Source organism: Sphingomonas sp. 179-A 2A2 NHS (assembly GCF_045371305.1).
Taxonomy (GTDB): Bacteria; Pseudomonadota; Alphaproteobacteria; order Sphingomonadales; family Sphingomonadaceae; genus Sphingomonas.
This window is the reverse complement of record NZ_JBIQDE010000005.1, coordinates 70,141-93,622: the sequence shown is the minus strand read 5'-3', so window position 1 is coordinate 93,622 and position 23,482 is coordinate 70,141. Positions and strand designations below refer to the sequence as shown.

The 23,482-nt window shown below is 67.4% G+C and carries 17 protein-coding genes; 12 read left to right on the top strand and 5 right to left on the bottom strand.

Annotation, left to right across the window (positions count from 1 at the left end; translation table 11 throughout):
• Window positions 1–123: 123 nt before the first annotated feature.
• Window positions 124–2,307, bottom strand: a complete 2,184-nt coding sequence (locus ACH0AE_RS12375; RefSeq protein ID WP_406875772.1) for a TonB-dependent receptor — start codon at window positions 2,305–2,307, stop codon at window positions 124–126.
• A gap of 139 nt (window positions 2,308–2,446) precedes the next feature.
• Here ACH0AE_RS12375 and ACH0AE_RS12370 point away from each other — a divergent pair, with 139 nt between their 5' ends.
• From ACH0AE_RS12370 to ACH0AE_RS12350, 5 genes are all read left to right on the top strand, one after another.
• Entirely contained in the window at window positions 2,447–4,915 is a 2,469-nt protein-coding gene (locus ACH0AE_RS12370) for a PepSY domain-containing protein (RefSeq protein WP_406875771.1), read from the top strand.
• A gap of 140 nt (window positions 4,916–5,055) precedes the next feature.
• Entirely contained in the window at window positions 5,056–6,411 is a 1,356-nt protein-coding gene (locus ACH0AE_RS12365) for an amidohydrolase family protein (protein WP_406875770.1), read from the top strand.
• Window positions 6,404–7,537, top strand: a complete 1,134-nt coding sequence (locus tag ACH0AE_RS12360) for a dipeptidase (protein ID WP_294444927.1) — start codon at window positions 6,404–6,406, stop codon at window positions 7,535–7,537. Before ACH0AE_RS12365 ends, ACH0AE_RS12360 begins: the two co-directional genes overlap by 8 nt.
• Entirely contained in the window at window positions 7,534–8,424 is an 891-nt protein-coding gene (locus ACH0AE_RS12355; protein WP_294444928.1) for a bile acid:sodium symporter family protein, read from the top strand. Before ACH0AE_RS12360 ends, ACH0AE_RS12355 begins: the two co-directional genes overlap by 4 nt.
• Window positions 8,421–9,344 carry an ornithine cyclodeaminase family protein gene (locus tag ACH0AE_RS12350; RefSeq protein WP_294444929.1) on the top strand — a complete coding sequence of 308 codons (924 nt, stop codon included), beginning with the start codon at window positions 8,421–8,423 and terminating at the stop codon, window positions 9,342–9,344. Before ACH0AE_RS12355 ends, ACH0AE_RS12350 begins: the two co-directional genes overlap by 4 nt.
• A gap of 13 nt (window positions 9,345–9,357) precedes the next feature.
• Here ACH0AE_RS12350 and ACH0AE_RS12345 read toward each other — a convergent pair whose 3' ends face one another.
• From ACH0AE_RS12345 to lpdA, 3 genes are all read right to left on the bottom strand, one after another.
• Window positions 9,358–12,003, bottom strand: coding sequence for an ATP-binding protein (locus tag ACH0AE_RS12345; protein WP_406875769.1), 2,646 nt, complete (start codon window positions 12,001–12,003; stop codon window positions 9,358–9,360).
• Window positions 12,004–12,196: 193 nt separating this feature from the next.
• Complete coding sequence (locus ACH0AE_RS12340; protein ID WP_294444931.1) at window positions 12,197–13,363, bottom strand: nucleotide sugar dehydrogenase; 1,167 nt, start codon at window positions 13,361–13,363, stop codon at window positions 12,197–12,199.
• A gap of 211 nt (window positions 13,364–13,574) precedes the next feature.
• Window positions 13,575–14,969 carry a dihydrolipoyl dehydrogenase gene (lpdA, locus tag ACH0AE_RS12335; protein WP_406875768.1) on the bottom strand — a complete coding sequence of 465 codons (1,395 nt, stop codon included), beginning with the start codon at window positions 14,967–14,969 and terminating at the stop codon, window positions 13,575–13,577.
• Window positions 14,970–15,061: 92 nt separating this feature from the next.
• Here lpdA and ACH0AE_RS12330 point away from each other — a divergent pair, with 92 nt between their 5' ends.
• From ACH0AE_RS12330 to nadA, 7 genes are all read left to right on the top strand, one after another.
• Complete coding sequence (locus ACH0AE_RS12330; RefSeq protein WP_294444709.1) at window positions 15,062–16,294, top strand: acyl-CoA dehydrogenase family protein; 1,233 nt, start codon at window positions 15,062–15,064, stop codon at window positions 16,292–16,294.
• Window positions 16,295–16,401: 107 nt separating this feature from the next.
• Window positions 16,402–16,770 (top strand): BlaI/MecI/CopY family transcriptional regulator, encoded by a 369-nt coding sequence (locus ACH0AE_RS12325; RefSeq protein WP_294444710.1) that lies wholly within the window; start codon window positions 16,402–16,404, stop codon window positions 16,768–16,770.
• An 11-nt stretch (window positions 16,771–16,781) separates the two neighbouring features.
• The gene (locus tag ACH0AE_RS12320; protein WP_406875767.1) at window positions 16,782–18,416 is read left to right on the top strand and encodes a M56 family metallopeptidase; all 1,635 of its coding nucleotides are present in this window, start codon (window positions 16,782–16,784) and stop codon (window positions 18,414–18,416) included.
• Between the two features lie 46 nt (window positions 18,417–18,462).
• Complete coding sequence (locus tag ACH0AE_RS12315) at window positions 18,463–19,326, top strand: MBL fold metallo-hydrolase (RefSeq protein WP_294444713.1); 864 nt, start codon at window positions 18,463–18,465, stop codon at window positions 19,324–19,326.
• The gene (locus ACH0AE_RS12310) at window positions 19,316–20,023 is read left to right on the top strand and encodes a hypothetical protein (RefSeq protein ID WP_294444714.1); all 708 of its coding nucleotides are present in this window, start codon (window positions 19,316–19,318) and stop codon (window positions 20,021–20,023) included. Before ACH0AE_RS12315 ends, ACH0AE_RS12310 begins: the two co-directional genes overlap by 11 nt.
• A 158-nt stretch (window positions 20,024–20,181) precedes the next feature.
• Window positions 20,182–20,955, top strand: a complete 774-nt coding sequence (locus ACH0AE_RS12305; protein ID WP_294444715.1) for a hypothetical protein — start codon at window positions 20,182–20,184, stop codon at window positions 20,953–20,955.
• A 31-nt stretch (window positions 20,956–20,986) separates the two neighbouring features.
• Window positions 20,987–21,985, top strand: a complete 999-nt coding sequence (nadA, locus tag ACH0AE_RS12300) for a quinolinate synthase NadA (RefSeq protein WP_294444725.1) — start codon at window positions 20,987–20,989, stop codon at window positions 21,983–21,985.
• 43 nt (window positions 21,986–22,028) lie between these two features.
• On the opposite strand, the gene glmM is transcribed toward nadA, so the two are convergent.
• Complete coding sequence (gene glmM / locus ACH0AE_RS12295) at window positions 22,029–23,369, bottom strand: phosphoglucosamine mutase (RefSeq protein ID WP_294444716.1); 1,341 nt, start codon at window positions 23,367–23,369, stop codon at window positions 22,029–22,031.
• Window positions 23,370–23,482 lie beyond the last annotated feature (113 nt).

Sequence of the window (23,482 nt, the reverse complement as noted above, 5' to 3'; positions counted from 1 at the left end):
TACGGCGCGGAGCTTCCGCCAGCAAGCATCCGTAATGACTATTGCGGCCAGATTGTCGCCGCTTGCCGATTATCGATGGGCCCGCGGCCATGATGCGGCGCGCCGGCGACGGTCAGCGGCAGATCAGAAGCGCATATCCCAGCCCAACGTAAACGTGCGCCCGCGGCCGGCGAAGAAGGCGAGGTTGTCGTTCGGCAGCCGCGTGTCGCTGTTATAATCGATGTAGAAATTGTCGAAGATGTTGTGCGCGCTGAGCGTGAAGCCGCCGATCCCGGTCTGGTAACGGATCGATGCGTCCGTCACGTTATAGCCCGCGAAATTGTTGCGCGGGTCGGGGTTCGCCTTTCCGCGGAAGTTGCGTGAGAGGTAATATTGCGTCTGCACGCGTGCCATCACCGGGCCATTGGCGTAATCCACGGCGAGGTTGAGCCGGTCGGGCGAGATGTTGGTCCCGTCGAGATCGGTGTCGACCACCCCGTCGGGTGCGCGGCTGTCGCTGTCATATCGACCGAGGATATGGGCATAGCCGGTCGATAGGCGCAGGCCCTTCAGCGGCATGGCGACGCCCAGGTTTACCTCCAGGCCCTGGATCTCGACCCGCTGCCGCTGCACCTCGAAGATGCCGTTGCCGAGCGCGACGAGCACCTGGCCATTGTCGCTCGACGACCAGAAATAGGTCGCGCTGGCATCCAGCGGCCCGCGCTTCACCTCGACGCCGACTTCGCGGTTGTTGGAGATGACGGGATCAATCGCGCGGAAGCTGCTGAGATCAGTACCGGGCACGCTCACCGCGCGGGTGATGCGGCCGATGTCGGCCATGGTGAAGCCCTCGGCATAGCTTGCATACGCGCGGATGCCGCTGACCGGCTCCAGGATCACGCCGCCATTCCACAGCACCTGATCGAAGCCGGGTTCACCGCCCTTCACCGCCACGCCGCCGAACGTCGCCGGGTTGCGCCCGTCGTACGTGGTGGAAGCGAGCGTGTGGTAATCGTCGATGCGGACCTTCACATTCTCCCAGCGCGCGCCGCCGGCCAGGCGCATCTTGCCGTCAAACAGCTTGAGGTTCGCCTGCGCGAAGGGCGCAAGGCTGCGGAAATCCGCCGGGGGCACCCAGATGCGGTTGGTGGCGATCAGCCGCTGCTCTGTCTTGTCCCACAAGGCGTCGAAGCCAATCGTCGCGACCAGCGCCTCGAAGCCGGGGACGGCGCGTTCGTAGCTCGCGCGGGCGCCGATCTTGCGCGACCGGTTTTCGGACTGATCGAACAGCGTATTGAGCGGGGCGATCGCCGGATCCTGGAAGGTGGCGATCGGCGCCAGCTCGCCGCCGAACGTGTCGTACGTGCGGTTGAAGAACAGCTGCGCGGTGAGATTGCCGCCCGCGACATCAGTGTCGGTATAGGATAGCGACAGTGCCTCCGCGCGGTTCGCCGCCGGCTTGCCGGGCGCGTCGCCACGCACCGCACTGGTCGGGAGACCGGTGGCGCGGTTGCCCGGCAGCGCGACATAGTCGCCGTCGCCGTTCAGCTCGTAGCGGTTGGCGATAAGGTCGAGGCGTCCGGTGCTGCCCAGTTCGACGCCGAAGCGGCCGAAAAGATTGTAGGCGCGCGAATCCTGCGTTTCGCCCTGCGTCAGGTTGATCCCGATCCGCCGGTTCTCGGCATCGTAGAAGACGCCGCGCCGCTCATAGGAGGCGCCGACCGTCGCGTCGAAGATGCCGGACTTGTACTGGACGAGGCCCGCCGCCTTGCCGCCGAGCGAGTTGCCTTCGAACCCGTCCGCCGCCGTGCCCTGCAGCAGGACACGGCCTGTGATCCCCTCGGCCCGCGGGGCGCCGACCGTCACCTGGTTGACGATGCCGCCGGTGCCGCCGACGCCCTGCAGCGCGTTCGATCCGTAGATCAGCTCCACGCGGTCGATGAAGAAGCCGTCGATGGTGAAGCCGTCGCGGCTGCCGTCGCGCAGCGGCGTGGTCTGTGGGATGCCGTTGATCGCATAGAGCGGCGAGCGACCACGCAGTGTCTCGCCCGCGCCCGAAAGCTTGCCGCGCGTGGGGGAGAAGCTCGGCGTCAGGACCGCGACGGCATCGGTGATGCTGCCGGAAATGGCGATCTGCTGATCGAGCGTGGTCTTTTCGATGACGTCGATGGTCAGCGGCAGCGCGTTGGGCGGCAGGATCGTGCGAGCCGCGGTCACGACGATGTCCTCGTCGGCCACGGAGCCGTCCGGATTACCCTGTGCTTCGGCTGGCGCCTCGGGAGAAGCAGCCGTCTCGGCCAGCGTAGACTGCGGAATCGCGACCGCCATGACCGCGGCGCTGCTCCACCAGATGCTCCGCAAACCCGCCGTCATTGCCACGCTACATGCCCCCCGCATTGACCAGAATGGAGGCGGCGCCTAACGCGAGTGCTTCGCAATAACAAGCTTAATTGAGAACGATTCGCGAATGGGCCGTGCGCTGCTCTTCCAGGTCCATTGGTTCCTCGGCATCACCGCGGGGCTCGTGCTTGCCGTGATGGGTGTGACCGGCGCGACGATGAGCTTCGAGGCGGAGATCCTCGAGGCTGCCAATCGCGGCATCATCACGGTCTCGCCTTCATCCACGCCGCCGCTCACCGGGCCGCAGCTTATCGCCCGCATCGAAGCGCAGCGGCCCGATATCCGCATCTCGCGGCTGATCGTGGAGCGTGATCCGACGCGTGTCGCGGTGGTCCGTTACACCGAGGGCGGTTCGAAGAAGCGTGAGCGGAGCTACCTCGATCCCGCCACCGGGCAGATGCTGGGTGAACCACGCGGCGAGGCCTTCTTCGAAACGATCAGGTCGGTACACCGCTGGATGGCGCTGCCGGGTGACGGCAATGGCTTCGGCCGGCGGGTCACCGGCTTTGCCGCGCTGTCGCTGATCTTCTTCGCCCTGTCGGGGCTTTATCTGCGCTGGCCGCGCCGCCCGCTCGACTGGCGCAGCTGGTTCGTGCTCGATCTGCGCAAGACCGGGCGCAACCTCTATCGTGCGCTGCACACGGTGATCGGCAGCTGGCTGATCCTGTTCTACCTCATCAGCGCCGGCACGGGACTGTGGTGGTCCTACGGCTGGTATCGTGACGGTGCGCAGCGGCTGCTGGCGCCGGCGCGCGCCGAGGTCGCCCGTGCGATGCCGGTGAGCGACGAGCCCGCGGACCTGCGCGTCGCGTGGCGCGGGTTCGAGCGGGCGACCGGCGGGCGCAGCTATGAGCGGATCACTGCCAGCGTGCGCGATCACGCCGTCGAGTTTCGTGCCAAGCTGCCCGGCGCGCGGCACGATCGCGTCTCGGACGAACTGATGATCGATGGCACCACCGGCGCGGTCATCTCCCACGTCCCTTATGCGGATCGTCGCTGGGGCGAGGACCTGGTCACCAGCGTCTATGAACTGCATCGCGGCGCCTATTGGGGGATGCCGGGGCGGATCGCGATGACGCTGAGCAGCCTCACGATGCCGCTGTTCACCATCACCGGCTTCCTGCTCTACTTTGCGCGGCGACGGCGCAAGGCAGCGCTGAAGGCCATATCGGCGCAGGTGCCTGATGGTCCGCCGGCGGCAGGCGTGACGACGATCGTCGCATTTGCCTCGCATACCGGATCGGCCGAACGGATCGCGCGGCTGACGGCGCAGGCCCTGCCAGATTCGGCCGTCCTGCCGATCGCCGCGCTCGATACAGGCCGGATCGCCAGCGTCGGTCGGCTGCTGATCGTCGCCAGCACCTATGGCGAAGGCGAGCCGCCCGATGCGGCCCGAGGCTTCGCGCGGCAGCTGCAAGAGGCGCCCGGTGACTTCTCGCATCTCCATTACGCCGTGCTGGCGCTGGGCGACCGCGAGTATCCGGACTTCTGCGCCTTCGGCCACCAGGTCGACCAGTGGCTCCACGCTGGCGGGGCCGAGCGGTTGTTCGACGTGATCGAGGTGGACGACGAGGATGCGGGCGCGCTGCGCCAGTGGCAGCAGCAGCTCGCCGGCCTGGGCGCGCGAACCGACCAGCCGGATTGGGCGCCGGCGGAGCTTGGCGATTGGCGCCTGGCGGAGCGGCGGCTGCTCAACCCCGGCAGCAGCGGCGGCGCCGCGTTTCATGTCGCCTTGATCCCACCCGCGGGCGAGCCCGCCTGGGCCGCGGGCGATATCGTGGAAATTCTGCCGCAGCAGGATCCGCGGCGCGTGGATGCCTTCATCGCGCGCCACGGACTTAACGACACGCCGGCTCTGCGCGCGCAGCTGGCGACGCGAATCCTGCCGCTCGACGAGCCACTGCCGATCGATATCGACACGCTGAAGCCGCTCGCGCACCGCGAATATTCGATTGCCTCGGTCGCGCCGTCCGGCCGCGTCGAACTGATCGTGCGCGAGTGCCAGGCCGCGGACGGCTTTGCCGGCCTCGGCTCCGGCTGGCTCACCGCCGGCGCGCCGATCGGTGGTATCGTGAAGGCGCGGGTGCGAAGCAATGCGGCCTTCCACGCGCCGGAAGACCCGGCGACCCCGATGATCCTGATCGGCAACGGTACGGGCCTTGCCGGCCTGATGGCGCATCTTCGCCAGCGTGCCGGGACGCTAGGGGCTGGGCCAGCCTGGCTGTTCTTCGGCGAACGCCATCCGGATCATGACGACTTCCATGCTGTGGAACGGCAGCGGCTGCAGTGCGCGGGCGTCCTCGCCGCGAGCCACACCGCCTGGTCCCGCGGCGTGCCCAGGCGCTACGTCCAGGATGCGCTCGCAGACGCTGCGCCGATCGTGCGCGATGCCGTCGCGAACGGGGGCGCGATCTACGTGTGCGGCAGCATGGTGGGCATGGCCTCGGCGGTCCACCATGTGCTCGCGGAGATGCTGGGCGAGGATGTGCTGGAGGCGATGCTCGCCGAGGGCCGCTATCGCCGCGACATCTACTGATCGCTCCACGGGGCCCGCGCGCCATTTTCAGGCGTCAATTGTCCGCAAGACGACACAAAGCGCTTGTCCTTCGCCGCGGAAGCCCGAAGAAGGCCGCCGGGCTGGGGCGATGACGCAAGGGGGGGGAAGGGATGCGGTTGATGAGGCGTGTGGCGGCAATGGTCGCCATGGCGGCGGGCGCTGTCGTGACGGGCGGGGCGGCGCCAGCCGAGCCCGCGCCGCCGGCGACCACCGTCTATCGCCATGCAACCGTGCTCGATGGCACCGGCGCCGCGCCGCTGCGCGACATGGCGGTGATCGTCCGCGGCGACCGCATCCAGCGGGTCGCGCCCGACGCCCAGCTCGCGCGCGCTCTTCCTGCCGGCGCGACGATCGTCGACCTCAGCGGCCGCTACCTTCTTCCCGGGCTGATCGACAGCCATCAGCATGTCGCGACGCCGCCCAATCGCCGCCGGGCCGAGGCGCTGATGCGCCGCGATCTCTACAGCGGCATCACCGCGACGCGGATCATGGCGGACGATCTTCGCGCCGTCGCTGAACTGGCGCGCGCCGCGCAGGTCGCGGAAATCGCCTCGCCCGACCTCGTCTATGCCGCGTTGTTCGCTGGGCCGAGCTTCTTTGACGATCCGCGCGTGCTCGCCGTCAGCGCCGGGGTGAAGCCGGGCGAGGGCGCCTGGATGCAGGCGATCGATGACCGCACCGATCTGCCGCTCGCAGTAGCGCGGGCGCGCGGCACGGGGGCGAGCGCAATCAAGGTGTACGCGAACCTCCCCGCGCCGCTCATCGCCCGCATCACCGAAGAGGCGCACCGGCAGAAGATGCAGGTGTGGGCGCACGGCATGGTCTTCCCGACGCCCCCGGCCGATGTGATCGCCGCCGGGCCGGACGTCGTCTCGCACAGCTGCTACCTCGCCTATCAGGCGGTCGACCAGCGGCCGCAAAGCTATCAGCAGCGCGTGCCGATCGATCCGGCGCCGTTCCTCGCCGGTCGCAACCCGGTGATGGCGTCGCTGTTCGCGGACATGCGCCGGCGCGGCATGCTGCTCGATGCGACATTGCGGGTCTATCAGGAGGGCGAGGCGCGGGCGCGCGCCGGGGGGCCGCCGGCTTATTGTTCGCTCGATCTCGCCGCCGCACTGACCGCCCAGGCGCACCGCGCCGGGATCGAGATCGCCGCCGGCACCGATGGGGATACCGGCGCGGGCGCGCCGTACCCCGGCCTGTTCGACGAGCTTGAGCTGCTGGTGCGCAAGGCCGGCTTCACGCCGGCGCAGGCGATCCGCTCCGCAACGCTGGTCGGCGCCAAGTCGATGGGCCGCGAGGATGAGATGGGCACGATCGCGCCCGGCAAGCTCGCCAACCTCGTCGTTCTCGCGCGCGACCCGCTGGCCGACATCGCCAACATGCGTAGCGTGGTGATGACCGTGAAGCGCGGCCGCGCCTATCCGCGCGAGGACTTCCGCGACGTGACTGAAGAGGAGCTTGGCCGTGATTGATCGCCGCACCGTTCTTGCCGGGCTCGTCGCGGGCAGCGCCTCGGGCGCCGTCGCACAGACCCGGAAAGCGCCGGCGCGCGACATGCTGATCGTCAATGCGCTGGGCGGGTTCAGCGATCCCAATGCGCCGCGGGGGCAAGGCGCGGTGCCGGCGGAGGAGCGCGCGCTGCTGAGCGACCGGGTGGTCAATGATGCGCGCGCCTCCGGCATGGACGCGATCAACATCACGCTGGGCCATGTCTCCGGCGCCGGCGATCCGTTCGAGGCGACGGTTCGCGACATCGGCATCTGGGATCGCCGCATCCGTGCGCGCCCCGATGCGCTGGCCAAGATTCACACCGCGGCCGACATGCAGCGTGCCTATGCGGCGGGGCGGATCGGCGTCATCTACGGCTTCCAGAACACCACCATGCTCGGCGATGATGCGTCTCGCGCCGACACGTTCGCCGATCTTGGCGTGCGGGTGATTCAGCTGACGTACAATCCCGCCAATGCGGTTGGCAGTGGATCGATGGCCCCGGAGAACGGCGGTATCACGCCGTTCGGGCGCGAGGTGATCGCCCGGCTCAACGCCAATCGCGTGATGGTAGATCTGTCGCACAGCGGGGAGCGCACTTGCCTTGAGGCGGCGCGGCTGTCGGCACAGCCGATCTCGATCAACCACACCGGCTGCCGCGCGCTCACCGACATGCCGCGCAACAAGACCGATGAGGAGTTGCGGCTGGTCGCCTCGAAGGGCGGGTTCGTCGGCATCTATTTCATGCCGTTCCTTAACCCGTCGAGCGTTGCGAGCGCGGCCGACGTGGTCGCGCATATTGAACATGCGGTGAAGGTCTGCGGCGAGGATCATGTCGGCATCGGCACCGATGGCGGCACGACGGCGGTGGACGACATCGCCGCCTATCGCGCCGCGATCCGGCAGGAGATCGCCGAGCGCAAGGCCGCTGGCATCTCCGCGCGCGGCGAAAACCCGGATACCTTGCCGTTCGTCGAGGATCTGAGCGGGCCGACGCAATATCGCCGCCTGATTGCCCTCCTCGAACAGCGCGGCCACAAGGCGGCGCGGATCGAGAAGATCATGGGCGGCAACTTCCTGCGCTACGCCCGCGACGTGTGGGGCGCATGAGCCCGGAGCTCATCGCCTTCGTCAACCAGCTGCTGGTGCCCTGCGGGCTGGCGCTGATCATGTTCAGCATGGGGCTGACGCTGGCGCCGCGCGACTTTGCCGGCATCCTGCGCGGCGGGCGTGCGGTGGTTGCAGGCTTCGGCATCCATCTGCTGGTGCTGCCGCTGCTCGGCCTTGGAATCGGCCTTCTGTTCCGCCTGCCGCCGGAACTGGCGCTCGGCCTCTTCATCGTCTCGATCTGCCCGGCGGGCACCACGTCCAACGCGCTGACGTTCGTCGGGCGCGGCAATGTCGCGCTGGCCGTGGTGCTGACGGTGATGACCAGCATCGTCACCGTCTTCACCATTCCGCTCTTGCTGCGCTGGGCCGTGCCATGGTTCCTCGGCGGCAGCGAGGCGGCGGTGCCGCAGCTCGACGCGCTGGCGACTATGGCGCAGCTTGCGCGGATCACCTTGCTGCCGATCGCCGCCGGCATGATCGTCCGCCGCTTCGCGCCCGATGCCGCCGCTGGCATCGCTCGCCGGCTGCGGCCCACTGCGATGATCGTGCTGGTTGCGGTGATTGGCTTTTCGGTCGCGGTCAGCTTCGAGATGGTGATCGCAAACCTCGTCGCGGCGACGCCCGCGATCTACGCGCTGAATATCAGTGCCATGGCGTGCGGGCTGCTCGCCGGGCGCTTGCTGCGCCTCGACACGCGCGACCGGATGACGCTGGCAATCGAGACGGGCGTGCAGAATGCGACGCTGGCGCTGTTCCTGACGCTCACCGTCCTCGGCAGCCTGCCGATGGCGGTGACGCAGAACATCTACGGCGTGGTGATGCTGCTCAACGCGACATTGCTGATCCGCCTGTTCCGCCGGCGGATCGCCAGGGAGGCAGAGGCATGACGGTCCGCATGATCACCGCCGCGGAGGTGAGCGAACGGCTGACCTATGACGTCGCGATTGCGCTGGTGCGCGAAGCGATGGAGGCGCTGTCGGCCGGGCGGACGCGCCAGCTGCTGCGCGGCATCATTGATCTCGATGGCGAGAATGCGTTCGGCGTCATGCCGGGATCGCTCGACGGCGGCGCGTTCGGTGCCAAGCTCGTCAGCGTCTTCCCCGGCAATGTCGCGCGCGGCGGCCTGTCGCATCAGGGGCTGGTGATGATCTTCGATCCCGCCACCGGCGCGCCCCGCGCGGTGGTCGACGCGGGCGTGCTGACCGCGATCCGCACCGCCGCCGCGTCCGCTGGTGCGACCGAGGCGCTTGCCCGGCCGGACGCCAAACGGCTGGCGGTGTTCGGGACCGGTGAACAGGCCCGCCGCCATATCGAGGCGCTGCGCGCAGTCCGCAGTTTTAGCGAGGTGATCGTCTGGGGCCGTGATCGCGCGCGGGCCGAGCAGCTCGCGACGGAGATGGATACGCGGGCCGCTTCATCGCCGCGCGAGGCAGTCGCGGAGGCTGACATCATCTGCACCGTCACTGCCGCCAGCGAGCCGTTCCTGTTCGCTGCCGACGTTGCGCCGGGCACCCATATCAACGCCGTCGGATCGAGCCGCGCCGGCCCGGCGGAAATCGCCAACGATCTCGTCGTACGATCGCGTTTCTTTGCCGATCACCGAGCGGGAGTGCTGAGCCAGGGCGCCGAGTTCCTGAACGCCAAGGCGGCCGGGCTGGTCGGCGACGATCATGTGCTGGGCGAGATCGGCGAGGTCTTCGCCGGCACGCTCCCCGGCCGTGTCACGGCAACGGACGTGACGCTTTACAAGTCACTCGGCAGCATCGTGCAGGATCTCGCCTGCGCAGCCTGGCTTGCCGCCGACTGAGCAGCCGCTCGCGCTACGCGGGCTGCCCCTCGCTCTCGGCCCGGCTGAGGCTCAGCACATGCCGGATCTTCCGCGCCAGCGCTTCGCGCGTGTAGGGCTTTGACAATAGTTCCACGCCGGGATCGAGCCGGCCGTGGTGGACGATCGCGTTCTCGGTATAGCCTGAGGTGAAGAGCACGCCGATGTTCGGCAGCCGCTCCTTGGCTTTGCGCGCAAGCTCCGGGCTGCGCAGGGGGCCCGGCATCACCACGTCGGTGAACAGCAGGTCGATCGGGATGCCGCTTTCGATCACGTTCAGCCCGCCCTGCGCGTCGCGCGCCTTCAGCACGCGATAGCCGAGTTCGGACAACAGCGAGACGGCAGTTTCGCGCACGCCATCGTCGTCCTCCACCACCAGGATGGTCTCCGATCCACCCAGCACCGGCGCCGCGCTGATGTCGGTCAACACGTCCTCGTCCTGCAGTACACGCGGCAGGTAGAGCTTGATCGTCGTCCCTTCGCCGACTTCGCTGTAGATCTTCAGATGCCCGCCGCTCTGCTTCACCAGGCCATGGACCATCGACAGGCCCAGGCCCGTTCCCTTGCCTTCGGGCTTGGTGCTGAAGAACGGCTCGAACACCTGCTCGATCAGCTCCTTCGGGATGCCGGTGCCGGTGTCCGTCACCGCCACCACGACATATTGGCCCGGCGTCACCTCGGCATGCTGGCGGCAATATTCGTCGTCGAGGAAGGCATTGCTCGCCTCAATCGTCAGGCGGCCGCCATTTTCCATCGCATCGCGCGCGTTGATCGCAAGGTTCAGGATCGCATTCTCGATCTGGCTCGGATCGATCAGCGTGTTCCACAGCCCGCCCGAAACGATCGTCTCGATCTCCACGTCCTCGCCAAGCGCGCGGCGAAGCAGATCGTCCATCGTGCGCAACAGCCGGCCAAGATTGATGACCTTGGGTTCGAGCGGCTGGCGCCGGCCGAAGGCGAGCAGCTGCGAGGCGAGCTTCGCGCCGCGGGTGACGCCGGCCATGGCATTTTCCACCCGCCGCTCGGCACGCGCATTCCCGGCGACGTCGCGTGCCAGCAGCTGGAGATTGCCGCTGACCACCTGCAGCAGGTTGTTGAAATCATGCGCCACGCCGCCGGTCAGCTTGCCCAGCGCCTCCAGCTTCTGCGAATGGCGCAGCGCCCGCTCGGCGATCTCACGCTCGCGCGCCTCGTGGTGCAGCTGGTCCAGCGCCTCGCGCAGTTCCGCGGTGCGCTCGCTGACGCGCTGCTCCAGCGTCTGGTTCATCTGGTGCAGCTGATCCTCGGCGCGCTTCTGATGCGTGACGTCATAGCCATCGACGAAGATGCCGGAGACCTTGCCGGAGGTATCGAAGATCGGCTGGTACACCAGGTGGACGAACCGCTCCTCCGGCTCCGAGTCCGGGCTGCGCTGGATCATCACCGGCATGTTGCGCCCGACGAATGGCTTGCCTTCGGTCTTCACCTTGTCGAGCAGCTCGAAATAGCCCTGGCCGGTGATCTCCGGCAGCGCCTCGCGCAGCGGGCGGCCGATCAGGTCGCGATGGCCGACGAGCTGCATGTAGGCGTCGTTGACGAGTTCGAACCGGTGTTCCGGGCCGGCGAGGATGCACATGAAGCTTGGCGCCTGGCGGAACAGCTGGTGCACCCGGTCCCGCTCGCGGGTGCGCTGCTCCATGATCTCGGCGCGGACGAGCCCGGCGGCGATCTGCCCGGCGAGCAGTTCGAGGAAACTGAGGTATTGCTCTTCTGCTGGACGGAAGGGATTGAGCCCCACCACCAGCGCGCCGCGCGCGCGCCGCCCGCTCTGCCCGGCAAGCGGGATGATCGCCACCTTCGTCGGCGGCTTGCTCCAAGCGCCCTGCGGCAGCGTGCCGGGGGGCGCGTCCTCGACCAGGATCCGCCCGTCGCTCAGCAGGCGCTCGATCCGCCAAGGCTCAGGCGCCGCCAGCGGATCCTCGGGCGCGATCCCCGTAGCGGCCGCAAGATGCGGTGTCCGGTCGTCACCGAACAGATAGACCAGGCTGAACGGCAGGTCCTGAAGATTGCGCGACAGGCCGGTTTGCACCGCCTCCACCACTTCCGCCTTGTCCTGCGCGGTGGTGAGCGCAGAGGCGAGCTCGCGCAGCGAGGCGAGCCGCCGCTCGCTGATCACGCGATCGGTTTCCTCCGAAACCGCGCAGAACACGCCCTCGACCTTTCCACTGTCGCCGATCAGCGGGCTGTAGGAGAAGGTGTGGTACGTCTCTTCGGGATAACCGTTGCGCTCCAGCAGCAGCAGCAGCGCGCGATCCCAGGTCGCCTCGCCCTTCTCATAGACGGTGGCCAGGCGATCCTTGATGTCGTCCCAGATTTCCGCCCACAGGATCTGGGTGGGCGTCGCCAGCGATTTCGGATGCTTGATGCCAAGCGTCGGCTGATAGGCGTCGTTGTAGAAGAAATTGATATCCGGGCCCCAGCCCAGCCACATCTCGAACCGCGAGGTGAGCAGCAGGCGAAGCGCGACCTTGAGGGCATTGGGCCATGTTTCCGGGGTGCCGAGCGACGTCGCGCTCCAGTCATGTGCCCGCATCAAACGGGCCATCTCGCCATCGCCGACGAAGATATCGCTGTAGCGCTGTTGCTCGGAAACCTGGATCATCAACTGGGGTCGCTCCGGCTGCTGGGCCGGTCGAGTAGCCCGTAAATCCCGTTACGGCCAGTATCGCCGCGAAGAGCTGCGATTATTGTTACGACGTGCCCGCGCTTGCGGCCTGAACCTTTGGGCGATGCGCAAGCGACAGAATAGCCGCCGCCCGCGCTCTCGATGTGCTCAACCGATCCTGTCCGACCGGTCAGTCGGATCCGAACAGATCGCGGGTGAAGACCTTCTCGGCCACGTCCGCCAGCTCTTGCGTGTTGCGGTTGGCGATGATGACGTCGGCGGCCTGCTTGAACTCGGCGACATCGCGGATCACGCGCGATCCGAAGAATTCCTCCTCCTGCATCGCGGGCTCGTAGATCACGACGTTGATGCCCTTAGCCTTGATCCGCTTCATGATGCCCTGGATCGAGGACTGGCGAAAATTGTCCGATCCCGCCTTCATCACCAGCCGGAACACGCCCACCGTCCTAGGGCGACGGGCGATGATCTGGTCGGCGAGGAAGTCCTTGCGGGTGCGGTTGGCGTCGACGATCGCACGGATCAGGTTCTGCGGCACCTCGGAATAATTGGCGAGGAGCTGCTTGGTGTCCTTGGGCAGGCAATAGCCGCCATAGCCGAAGCTGGGATTGTTGTAGTGTGTGCCGATGCGCGGATCGAGGCCGACGCCGTCGATGATCTGGCGCGTGTCCATGCCGCCGGCGATGGCGTAGCTGTCGAGTTCGTTGAAGAAGGCGACGCGCATCGCGAGGTAGGTGTTGGCGAACAGCTTGATCGCCTCCGCCTCGCGGGCGTTGGTGAACAGGATGCTGACGTCCTTCTTCACCGCGCCCTCAAGCAGCAGATCGGCAAAGATGCGGGCGCGTTCGGACTGTTCGCCGACGATGATGCGCGACGGGTGAAGGTTGTCGTGCAGTGCCCGGCCTTCGCGCAGGAACTCCGGGCTGAAGATCACCTGGTCAGTGTTGAGCCGCTGGCGAACGTCGTCGACGAAGCCGACGGGGATGGTGGATTTCACGACGATCGTAGCATTGCGGTTGTGCGCGATCGCCGTAGAGATCACCGCCTCGACGGACGAAGTATCGAACTTGTTGGTCTCGACATCATAGTTCGTCGGCGTCGCCACGATTACGTAGTCCGCGCCGGCCAGCGCCTCGGCGGGATCGAGCGTCGCGGTGAGGTTCAGCGGCTTATCAGCGAGGAAGTGCTGCAGTTCGTCGTCCAGTATCGGCGACTTGCGGGCATTCAGCATCGCGACGCGCTCTGGCGTGATGTCGACCGCAACCACCTCATTGTGCTGCGCCAGCAGCACCGCGTTGGAGAGACCGACGTAGCCGAGCCCGAAAACCGCAACCTTCATCTCGTTCTCTCTCGCTTGTCCAACGATGCAACAAGGAACGAGACGACGGGATCGCACAAGGATGTGGGCCGCCTGCTCTCCCTCTGGAGGCGCCTATGCCGTGATGCGTAATCGAGCGTCAACGCCAGGCCATCCGAGTTTGCCAAATGCAACATCACCCCAGGCACGGGCCCGGGGTGACGAGAAATGCTGTTGAATGAGGCGAACGCGATCAGATGTGGATCGGCTTGCCCTGCACCGCCATCGCGGCTTCCTTGATCGCTTCCGAATGCGTCGGGTGCGCGTGGCAGGTGTAGGCGATGTCCTCGCTGGTCGCGCCGAACTCCATCGCCTGCGCCGCCTGCGCGATCATCGTGCCCGCGACGCTCGCGATGCACCACACGCCCAGCACGCGATCGGTCTTGGCGTCCGCGATCACCTTCACGAAGCCGTCGGGCTCGTGGTTGGTCTTGGCGCGGCTGTTCGCCATCATCGGGAACTTGCCGACCTTGATCTCGCCCTTTTCCTTGGCGGCTTCCTCGGTCAGCCCGACGCCCGCGATCTCCGGCCAGGTGTAGACCACCGACGGGATCACATCATGGTTCACGATGCCATGCTGACCGGCGATGTTCTCGGCAACGGCAATGCCCTCGTCCTCGGCCTTGTGCGCCAGCATCGGACCGGGAATGACGTCGCCGATCGCCCAGACACCGGAAACCGAGGTGCGAAAATCGTGGTCGGTTTCGATCTGGCCGCGGTTGTTCGGGGTGAGGCCGATCTTCTCCAGCCCCAGGCCGTCGGTGTTCGGCTTGCGGCCGATCGACACCAGCACGCAATCCGCCTCGATCGTCGATGTCTCGCCGCCCGCCGCCGGTTCGACGGTCAGCGTCGCCTTGTCACCGTTCACGGCAACACTGGTCACCTTGGTGCCCAGCTTGAACTCGATGCCCTGCTTCTTGAAGATCTTGTTGGCTTCCTTGCGCACGTCGCCGTCGAAGCCCGGCAGGATCTGGTCGAGGAACTCGACGCAGGTCACCTTCGCACCCAGACGCCGCCAGACCGAGCCAAGCTCCAGTCCGATCACGCCGCCGCCGATCACGACCATATGCTCCGGCACCTTGGGCAGTTCGAGCGCGCCGGTCGAATCGACCACCACCTTCTGGTCGATCGTCACGCCCGGCAGCGGGGTCACGCTGGAGCCGGTAGCGATGACGATGTTCTTCGCGGTCACCTTCTGCCCGTCGACGGTGACACTGTGCGCGTCCTCGAAGCTGGCGCGGCCCTTCAGCCACGTCACCTTGTTCTTCTTGAAGAGGTATTCGATGCCGCCGGTTAGGCTCTTCACCGACTCGCGGCGCTGGCCGTGCATCGCGTCGAGGTCCAGCTCCGGCGTCACCTTCACGCCCATCTTCGCCATCGCGCCATTGGCGGCCGCGTCGAAATACTCGCTCGCGTGAAGCATCGCCTTCGAAGGGATGCAGCCGACGTTGAGGCAGGTGCCGCCCAGCGTCTCGCGGCTTTCGGCGCACGCGGTCTTCAGGCCCAGCTGCGCCGCGCGGATCGCTGCGACGTAGCCACCCGGACCGGCACCGATCACGAGAACGTCAAAGTCGAATTCGTCAGCCATCAGGAGCACTCGCCTTGCGGATATGGAGATCGCCGTGCGACATAGACCCTGATGACGGGGGTGCAACCCCGCGGGACATGAGGAGAGCGGCGATGGACCTGAACTGGAGCCCGGAAGAGCAGGCGTTCGAGGCGGAAGTGCGGGAATTCCTCGCCACCAGCCTCACCCCGGAGCTGAAGCGGGCGGGCCAGCTTTCCACCAGCGTCTACGCCGATCACGAAGCAAGCATGAAGTGGCAGGAGATCCTCGTCGCCAAGGGCTGGGCCGCGCCGCACTGGGCGCCCGAGCACGGCGGCACCGACTGGACGGTGGCGCAGCATTACATCTGGAACCGCGAGCGCATCGCCGCTGGCGCCCCTGGCCTGTCGCCGATGGGCATCTCGATGGTCGCCTATGTCATCATGAAATACGGCACGCCGGAGCAGCAGCAATTCTTCCTGCCGCGCATCCTGTCGGGCGAGGTCTTCTTCTGCCAGGGCTATTCGGAGCCCAATTCGGGCAGCGACCTGGCCTCCCTGCAAACCAGCGCGGTCGAGGATGGCGACGACCTTATCGTCAACGGCCAGAAGGTGTGGACCACCCACGCGAACGAGGCGAACTGGATCTTCGCACTGGTGCGCACCTCGAAGGAAGGCCGGCCGCAACAGGGCATCACCTTCCTCCTCATCGACATGACGACGCCGGGCGTCGAGGTGCGCCCCTTCACCATGACGTCGGGTGAGCAGGTGCAGAACGCGGTATTCTTCACCGACGTACGCGTGCCCAAGGCAAACGTGATGGGCGAGATCGACCGCGGGTGGAGCGTGGCGAAATATCTCCTCGAATTCGAGCGCGGCGGCAACGCCTATGCGCCGGCATTGAAGGCGCGGGCGGACGCGATTGCACGCCACGCGGCGGAGACGACCGGCAGCGACGGCGCGCCGTTGATCGACGATCCGGTATTCGCCGCCAAGCTGGCGCGTGCCCGCGTGCGCGCCGACGTACTGGAGATCATGGAGCTTCGCCTGCTGTCCGCCGCCAATGACGACGGCAGCGTCGGCGCGCTCTCCTCGATGATGAAGATCATGGGTACCGAGCTTGCCGGCACGCTCACCGAACTGGCGATGGAAGCGGCCGGAGACCGCGGCCTCGTCTATCAGCCGCACGCCACCATGCCGGGCGGCGCGGTGCCGGGCCACACGCCGCCGGCGGATGGCTATGTCTCCGGCGAGACGTGGCATGCGCTCGCACCGCTGCGCTACATGAACGAGCGCGCCGGGCCGATCTACGCCGGCTCGAACGAGATCCAGCGCAACATCATCGCCAAGCAGGTGCTCGGTCTCTGATCAGCCCCTGATCAGCGCGCGCGTCACTTCGGCGCAGCTTCGTCGCGCGGCTATTGACTACACCCGTAAACAATGTGACTACTAGTGTAGTTGCAGGAGAGCGAGTCGTGGCCGAACGGATCAGCGATGCCGAACATGCCGTGATGGAGGTGCTGTGGGACGATAGCCCGCTCACCGCGCAGGAGGTGGCGGAACGGGTCGATCCCGATCGCGGCTGGAGCGCCAATACGGTCAAGACGCTGCTCGGCCGGCTGCTCGCCAAGAACGCCATCACCCATGAAGAGGACGGCCGTCGCTATCTCTACCGCCCGGCGGTCGAACGCAGCGATTATGTCGCAGGCGAATCGCGCCGCCTGATCGACCGGCTGTTCGGCGGCAAGCTCACCCCGCTCGTCGCGCATCTGGCGGAGCGGGACGAACTGTCGGCGCAGGACATTGCCGAGATCGAAAGCCTGCTGAAGGCGCTCAAGCAATGAGCGGCGCGGCGGTGAGCGCACCCGCTCTCAGCGCGCTCGTCCCCTGGGCGGTCGAGGCGCTCGTCGCCTCCGCCATCCTCATCGCGCTGGTCCTCCTGCTGCGTGGCCCCGTCCGCCGCAGCTTCGGGGCGCCGGTCGCCTATGCGCTCTGGGCGCTGCCGGCGCTCCGCCTCCTTCTTCCGCCCTTGCCGCAGGGGCTGCGCGAAAGCGTCGCCGCGCCGCTCGGCACGTCCTTCACCGAACCCTTTACCGCGCCTTTTTCGCAGGTCGGGCAGCAGGTCACGATCTTCATCGTCCCTGCCGCCACCGATGGCGCCGCCGCTTTCCCTAGCCTTACCCCAGGTATCACCCTCGCCCTGTTGTGGGGCCTGGGGGCGGCGGCGTTCCTCGGCTGGCATCTGACGAGCTATGCGCGCTTCCGCCGCCGGCTCCTGTCACGCGCGACGCTGGTCGGCGAGATCGGCAAGGTTCGGGTGGTGGAAAGCGCCGCCGCGGCCGGGCCGCTCGCCTTCGGGATCGCACGCCGCTACGTCGCCTTCCCGCGCGATTTCGCCGCCCGCTACGATGCGGACGAGCGGGAATTGGCGCTGGCGCACGAGCTTGGCCACCATGCCCGCGGCGATCTGGTCGCCAACTGGATCGCGCTTGGCGTGCTCGCGGTCCACTGGTTCAACCCGCTGGCCTGGTATGCTTTCCGCGCCTTTCGCGCCGATCAGGAAATGGCCAATGACGCGCGCGTCCTCGCCCGCCTCGGCGAAGGAGCGCGCCACGCTTATGCCTGTGCGATCGTGAAGGCGGCGCATGGCGGCGCGATCGCCGCCGCCTGCCACCTGCACACCGTCGATGATCTGAAGGGGCGGCTGCGCATGCTCGGCATGAGCCGCATCTCGCGCGGCCGCGCGCTCGCGGGGCTCGGCGCCATCGCGGTCAGCGGGGCAGGGGCGCTTGCCCTCACCGCATCTGGGACCCAGGCCGCCGAGCGGATGCGCGCGAGCGTCGAGACGGCCGCCAAGGTCGCCATCCCCGATGTCGTCCCGGCGATCGCCGCACCGGTGCAGGACGTCCGCGTCGTCATCGAGCGCGACGGCAAGCGCACCGAGATGAAGGGCGCCGCCGCCGAAGCCTGGATCGCCGCGAACCCCGGGCCGTTGCCCCCTGAGCCGCCCGACGCGCCGGCAGCGACCGCACCAGCGGCCCCGGCTGCGCCCGCCGCAGCTGCGATTGTCCCGCCCGAGCCGCCGCAGCCACCGGCCGCGCCATCAGTGCCTAACGTGCATGTTCGCACGATGACGCCCGCCAACATGCATGTCGCGGTCAACGTGCCCGAGGTGCGCTCGGCCCGCTGCCAGGGCGATGTCGAGCGTCCGGTGGTGGAGCACGATGTGGTCGACGGCAAGCGCCGCATCACCATCTGCACCGATCGGATCGAGCGGACCAGCGCGCGCGCCGAGGCACGGGCAATGGCAAGCGCGATGAACGCGGAGAAGATCAGGCGGCTGACGATGGTCTCCACCCGCAACGCCATGCTCGCCGCGCGCCATCGCGTCGCCGAAAACCACCGCATGCCGGCGGAGGCGCGCGAGCAGACCCTCGCCAGACTGGACGAGGAACTGGAGCGGCTTGGTGACGAGGCCGAGGAGAACTGATCGCTTGTGCTTGTCATCCGCGGCGTGAGCAGCCATCTGCTGCGCCATGGATGAGCCGCCCACCGGTATCCCGATCCAGCTCGAGCCGCTGGTCCTGCGCGTGCTGGCGCCCAATGCTTCGGCCTACACCTACACCGGCACGCAGACGCATATCGTCGGCACCGCGGATGTAGCGATCATCGATCCGGGCCCGGCGGACGAAGCGCATCACGAGGCGCTGCTGGCGGCCGTCGCCGGGCGACCGGTGGTGGCGATCGTCATCACCCACCATCACCGCGATCACAGCCCCGGCGCGCCGCGCCTGAAGGCAGATACCGGTGCGCCGATCGTCGGCGCCGCGCCCTTCGCGCTGGAAGACGATGGCCCCCGGTCGGATGCGTCCTTCGATCATGATTACGCCCCCGATCGCGTGCTGGCGGAAGGGGAGACGGTGTCCGGCACCGGCTGGACGCTGGAGGCGATCGCGACGCCCGGGCACACCTCCAACCACCTCGCCTTCGCCTTGCGCGAGACGCAGGCGCTGTTTTCCGGCGATCACGTCATGGGCTGGGCCACCAGCGTCGTATCGCCGCCCGATGGTGACATGACCGCGTACATGGCCAGCCTCGAAAAGCTGATGTCGCGCGATGACCGGGTCTATTATCCCGGCCATGGCGAAGCGATCGAGAAGCCGCAGCGGCTGGTGCGCGGCCTGCTCGGCCATCGCAAGCAGCGCGAAGGCCAGATCCTGCGGCTGTTGCGGGCCGGCACGGCCGAGATTCCGGCGATGGTCGAGAAGATGTACGTCGGGGTCGACAAGCGGCTCTATCCTGCTGCGGAACGGTCGGTGCTGGCGCACCTCATCGATCTCGATCGCCGCGGGCTGGTGCGGTCTGCGGATGGAGCGTGGCACGCTACGGATGCGGCCTGACGGGCGCGGGGTCGCGGTCGCCGCGATCGGGCTGGCGCTGGCCTTCGCGATCGTTGTGGCGACGCTCGCCGGCTATCGCTGGTGGAACGACCGGCATGTTGTGGCGACCGACGATTCCGGCCTCGCCGTCGCCCGTGTCGTCGCCGCGACCCTTCACACCAGCGCGGACCTTCGCGTCAGCCGGTTGACCGGCACCGTCCAGGCGACGGGCGCCACCAGCCGCTTGTGGGGCTGGCTCAATTCCTCGCGCGTCGTGAAAGCGCCTTTCTCGGTCGATTATTTCGTCGACGTTCGGCGGCTCGATGCAGGGGATTTCCGCTTCGATCCGGAGCGCCGCGTGCTCCTGGTCGAGGTGCCGGACGTGGTGCCCGGCGCGCCCAATATCGATCATTCGCAGGTCACGCTGGATCAGACGTCCGGCGTCTATGTCTCGCGCGATGCGATGACGGAGCTTCAGCGCAAGGTCGCGTTGACGGCCAGCAACGTCGTGGCGGAGAAGGCGCGCGACCCTGAGAATTTGCGCAAGGCGCGCGAGAACGGCCGCGTCGCGATCGAGCGCCTGTTCGGCGGCGCGCTTGCCGCTGCCCGTCTGCCGGTGCGTGTCGAGGTCGTCTATGCCGGTGAGCGTCGCGCGGATGATGGCGAGCGCTGGGACGTCAGCCGCAGTATCGAGGAAGTGCTGGCGAACGCGTCCTGATCATCGCCGCGAACAAGTAAAGTCGTGGCTCCGGAACGACAGAATGGCCAAGCCATTCACCGTGCGTGATATTTCGCGACTGTTGCTGGCAGGCCCGTGATCTTCTGCCTTCCTCCCGATCGTGCTAAATCGAAGTACTCGGGAAGGGGAGACTCGCGATGGCCAGCATCGCGCCGACACGTGCTGCACTTCGTGACGATCGGGGGTTCTTCTTTGCCCTCGCCGCCGCGATGGCGATCATCAATGTCCTCGGCTTCGGCACGCAATATGTCATGGGGCGGTCCAGCTTCGGCGCGCCGCCGCTCGTCCATCTTCATGCATTGGTGTTCATGGGCTGGATCGGCTTCTTCGTCTTCCAGACGTGGCTTGCCGCCAGCGGGCAGGTGAGGCGTCATCGCCGCCTCGGCTGGCTCGGTGCTGGCTGGGCCGCGCTGATGGTGGTGGTCGGCGTCTCCACCACGGTGGCGATGATGCGCGCCGGCCACGTGCCCTTTTTCTTCCTGCCGGCCTACTTCATCGTCATGAACACGCTCGCCGTCCTCACCTTCGCGGTGCTCCTGTGGTGGGCGGTCGCGTGGCGGCGGCGCACCGAATGGCATCGCCGGCTGGTGATCTGCGCGATGACGGCGATCATGGGTCCCGCTTTCGGGCGGCTGCTGCCCGCGCCCTTGATGATCCCCTTCACCGCCTGGGGCATGTTCGCGGCGATGATGCTCTTTCCGATTGTCGGCGCCTTCTATGACTGGCGACGGCGTGGGCGGGTGCATCCGGCGTGGCTGGCGGGCGCCTGGGTGCTGGTCGGCATGCAGGCGATGATGGACGTGATCGCCATCACCCCGGCGGGCGCGGCCATCTATCGCGCGGTGGTTGCCGGTTCGCCCGGCGCGGCTGTCGCGCCCTATGAATATCCGCCTTTCCCGCCGATGGCTTGATCGATCGCGCCTGCCGGGCCATCTGCACGGCATGGACCAGCCGCAGAACCTCAAGGGCGTCGACATCCGCGCCGAGATCGACCGCCTTCGCAAAGAGCGTAATGCGGTGATCCTCGCCCATTATTATCAGAAGCCGGAGATCCAGGATCTCGCCGATTTCGTCGGCGACAGCCTCGATCTGTCGCGCAAGGCGCAGGCGACCGACGCTGACGTCATCGCCTTCTGCGGCGTGCGCTTCATGGCCGAGACGGCAAAGATCCTCTCGCCCCAGAAGACGGTGATCCTGCCCGACATGGATGCCGGCTGCTCGCTTGAGGACAGCTGCCCGCCCGAGCAGTTCGCCGCCTTCCGCGCGCAGCACCCGGATGCGATCGCGCTCACCTACATCAACTGCTCCGCGGCGGTGAAGGCGCTCTCCGACGTGATCGTCACGTCGTCGTCGGCGGAAAAGATCCTGTCGCAGATCCCGAAGGACCAGAAGATCATTTTCGGCCCGGATCGCAACCTCGGCGGCTATCTCGCGCGCAAGACCGGCCGTGATCTCATCCTCTGGCCGGGCGTGTGCATCGTGCACGAGGCGTTCAGCGAAACCGAGCTCCTCAAGCTGAAGGCGCAGCATCCGGACGCGCCGATCGCGGCGCACCCGGAATGCCCGCCGGTGATCCTCGATCACGCCGATTACGTGGGTTCGACGAGCGGCATCCTTGCCTATGCGGGCGAGTTCTCGGGCGACACGCTGATCGTCGCGACCGAGCCGCACATCATCCACCAGATGGAAAAGGCGCTGCCGGGCAAGACCTTCATCGGTGCGCCGGGCGCCGACGGCAACTGCAACTGCAACATCTGCCCGTACATGGCGCTCAACACGATGGAGAAGCTCTACGTCGCGCTGCGCGATCTCGAGCCGCGGATCGAGATGGACGAGGATCTGCGCCTCAAGGCCAAGAAGAGCCTCGACGCGATGCTGGCGATGGCCAGCAATACCGTCGGGCAGGGCGATCTCGGCCCCGCGCGCGTGACGGGCGACTGATCGCCTGACCCCTCCCCCAACAGGGGAGGGGACTGACCGTAGCTCAGGCCGCGGCGCGCACCGCGTCGCAGATGCGGTCCACCACCGCTTCCACCTGCGCCGCATCATCGCCTTCCGCCATCACGCGGATCACCGGCTCGGTGCCGGACGGGCGGATGACCAGCCGGCCGCTGCCCGACAGTTCCTCCTCCGCCGCCGCGATCGTCTCGCGCACGCTGTCTGCCTCCAGCGGCTTGGCGCCGCGCGCATATTTCACGTTCTTCAACAGCTGCGGCAGCGGTTCGAAGCGGTGCAGCACCTCGCTCGCCGGCGCGCCGGTGCGCTGCACCTCGGCCAGGATCTGCAGCGCGGCGACCAGACCGTCGCCGGTGGTGCCATAATCCGACAGGATGATGTGCCCCGATTGCTCGCCCCCGACATTGTAGCCGCGCGCGCGCATCGCCTCGAGGACGTAGCGGTCGCCCACCGACGTGCGCACCAGCCCCAGCCCCTGCGCGGCGAGATGCCGCTCAAGCCCGAGGTTCGACATGACGGTCGCGACCAGCCCACCGCCGGCGAGCGCCCCGCGGCGCGCGAAACTGGTCGCGATCGTCGCCATCAGCTGGTCGCCGTCGACCACACGGCCGCGCTCGTCGACCACGATCAGCCGGTCCGCGTCCCCGTCCAGCGCGATGCCGATCGCCGCGCCGCTCGCCACGACCGTCTCGGACAGCGTCTGCGGCGCGGTTGATCCCACGTGATGGTTGATGTTCTTGCCGTTCGGCTCGACGCCGATCGCCACCACTTCCGCGCCGAGCTCCCACAGTGCCGACGGTGCGACCTGATACGCCGCGCCGTTGGCGCAATCGACCACCACCTTCATGCCATCCAGCCGGGCATCGGCCGGGAAGGTGGACTTGGCGAAGTGGATATAGCGCCCGCGCGCATCCTCCACGCGGCGCGCGCGGCCGATGTCGCCCGCGGCGGCAAGCGGGATGTCGCCGTCGATCAGCGCCTCGATGGCCGTCTCCGCTTCGTCGGACAGCTTGTAGCCGTCCGGCCCGAACAGCTTGATGCCATTGTCGGCAAATGGATTGTGGCTGGCGGAGATCATCACGCCGATGTCGGCGCGCATTGATTGCGTCAGCATCGCCACCGCAGGCGTCGGCATCGGGCCAAGCAGCACCACGTCCATGCCCACCGCGGTAAAGCCGGCCACCAGCGCATTTTCCAGCATGTAGCCCGACAGGCGCGTATCCTTGCCGATCACCACGCGGTGGCGATGATCGCCGCGCACGAAATAGGCGCCCGCCGCCATGCCGACCTTCATCGCCATTTCTGCCGTCATCGGGCTGATGTTCGTCAGGCCGCGGATGCCGTCGGTGCCGAAATACTTGCGTGCCACGCCGCTTCTCCGGTTGCTCGATACTTGTCGCGGCACTTGGGGTGACGCAGAACCGTTTGGCTCTTGCCGAACGGCGCACCGCGGAACAAGTCCGTGGCGACGAGGAGCGTGAA

Bases quoted from the DNA above. Each gene is read 5' to 3' on its own strand.
- ACH0AE_RS12315 (WP_294444713.1), top strand. From the start codon at position 18,463: ATGGATGAGCCGCCCACCGGTATCCCGATCCAGCTCGAGCCGCTGGTC.
- lpdA (WP_406875768.1), bottom strand. From the start codon at position 14,969: ATGGCTGACGAATTCGACTTTGACGTTCTCGTGATCGGTGCCGGTCCG.
- ACH0AE_RS12350 (WP_294444929.1), top strand. From the start codon at position 8,421: ATGACGGTCCGCATGATCACCGCCGCGGAGGTGAGCGAACGGCTGACC.
- ACH0AE_RS12330 (WP_294444709.1), top strand. From the start codon at position 15,062: ATGGACCTGAACTGGAGCCCGGAAGAGCAGGCGTTCGAGGCGGAAGTG.
- ACH0AE_RS12355 (WP_294444928.1), top strand. From the start codon at position 7,534: ATGAGCCCGGAGCTCATCGCCTTCGTCAACCAGCTGCTGGTGCCCTGC.
- ACH0AE_RS12310 (WP_294444714.1), top strand. From the start codon at position 19,316: ATGCGGCCTGACGGGCGCGGGGTCGCGGTCGCCGCGATCGGGCTGGCG.
- nadA (WP_294444725.1), top strand. From the start codon at position 20,987: ATGGACCAGCCGCAGAACCTCAAGGGCGTCGACATCCGCGCCGAGATC.
- ACH0AE_RS12345 (WP_406875769.1), bottom strand. From the start codon at position 12,003: ATGATCCAGGTTTCCGAGCAACAGCGCTACAGCGATATCTTCGTCGGC.
- ACH0AE_RS12365 (WP_406875770.1), top strand. From the start codon at position 5,056: ATGAGGCGTGTGGCGGCAATGGTCGCCATGGCGGCGGGCGCTGTCGTG.
- ACH0AE_RS12370 (WP_406875771.1), top strand. From the start codon at position 2,447: ATGGGCCGTGCGCTGCTCTTCCAGGTCCATTGGTTCCTCGGCATCACC.
- ACH0AE_RS12305 (WP_294444715.1), top strand. From the start codon at position 20,182: ATGGCCAGCATCGCGCCGACACGTGCTGCACTTCGTGACGATCGGGGG.
- ACH0AE_RS12375 (WP_406875772.1), bottom strand. From the start codon at position 2,307: ATGGCGGTCGCGATTCCGCAGTCTACGCTGGCCGAGACGGCTGCTTCT.
- ACH0AE_RS12340 (WP_294444931.1), bottom strand. From the start codon at position 13,363: ATGAAGGTTGCGGTTTTCGGGCTCGGCTACGTCGGTCTCTCCAACGCG.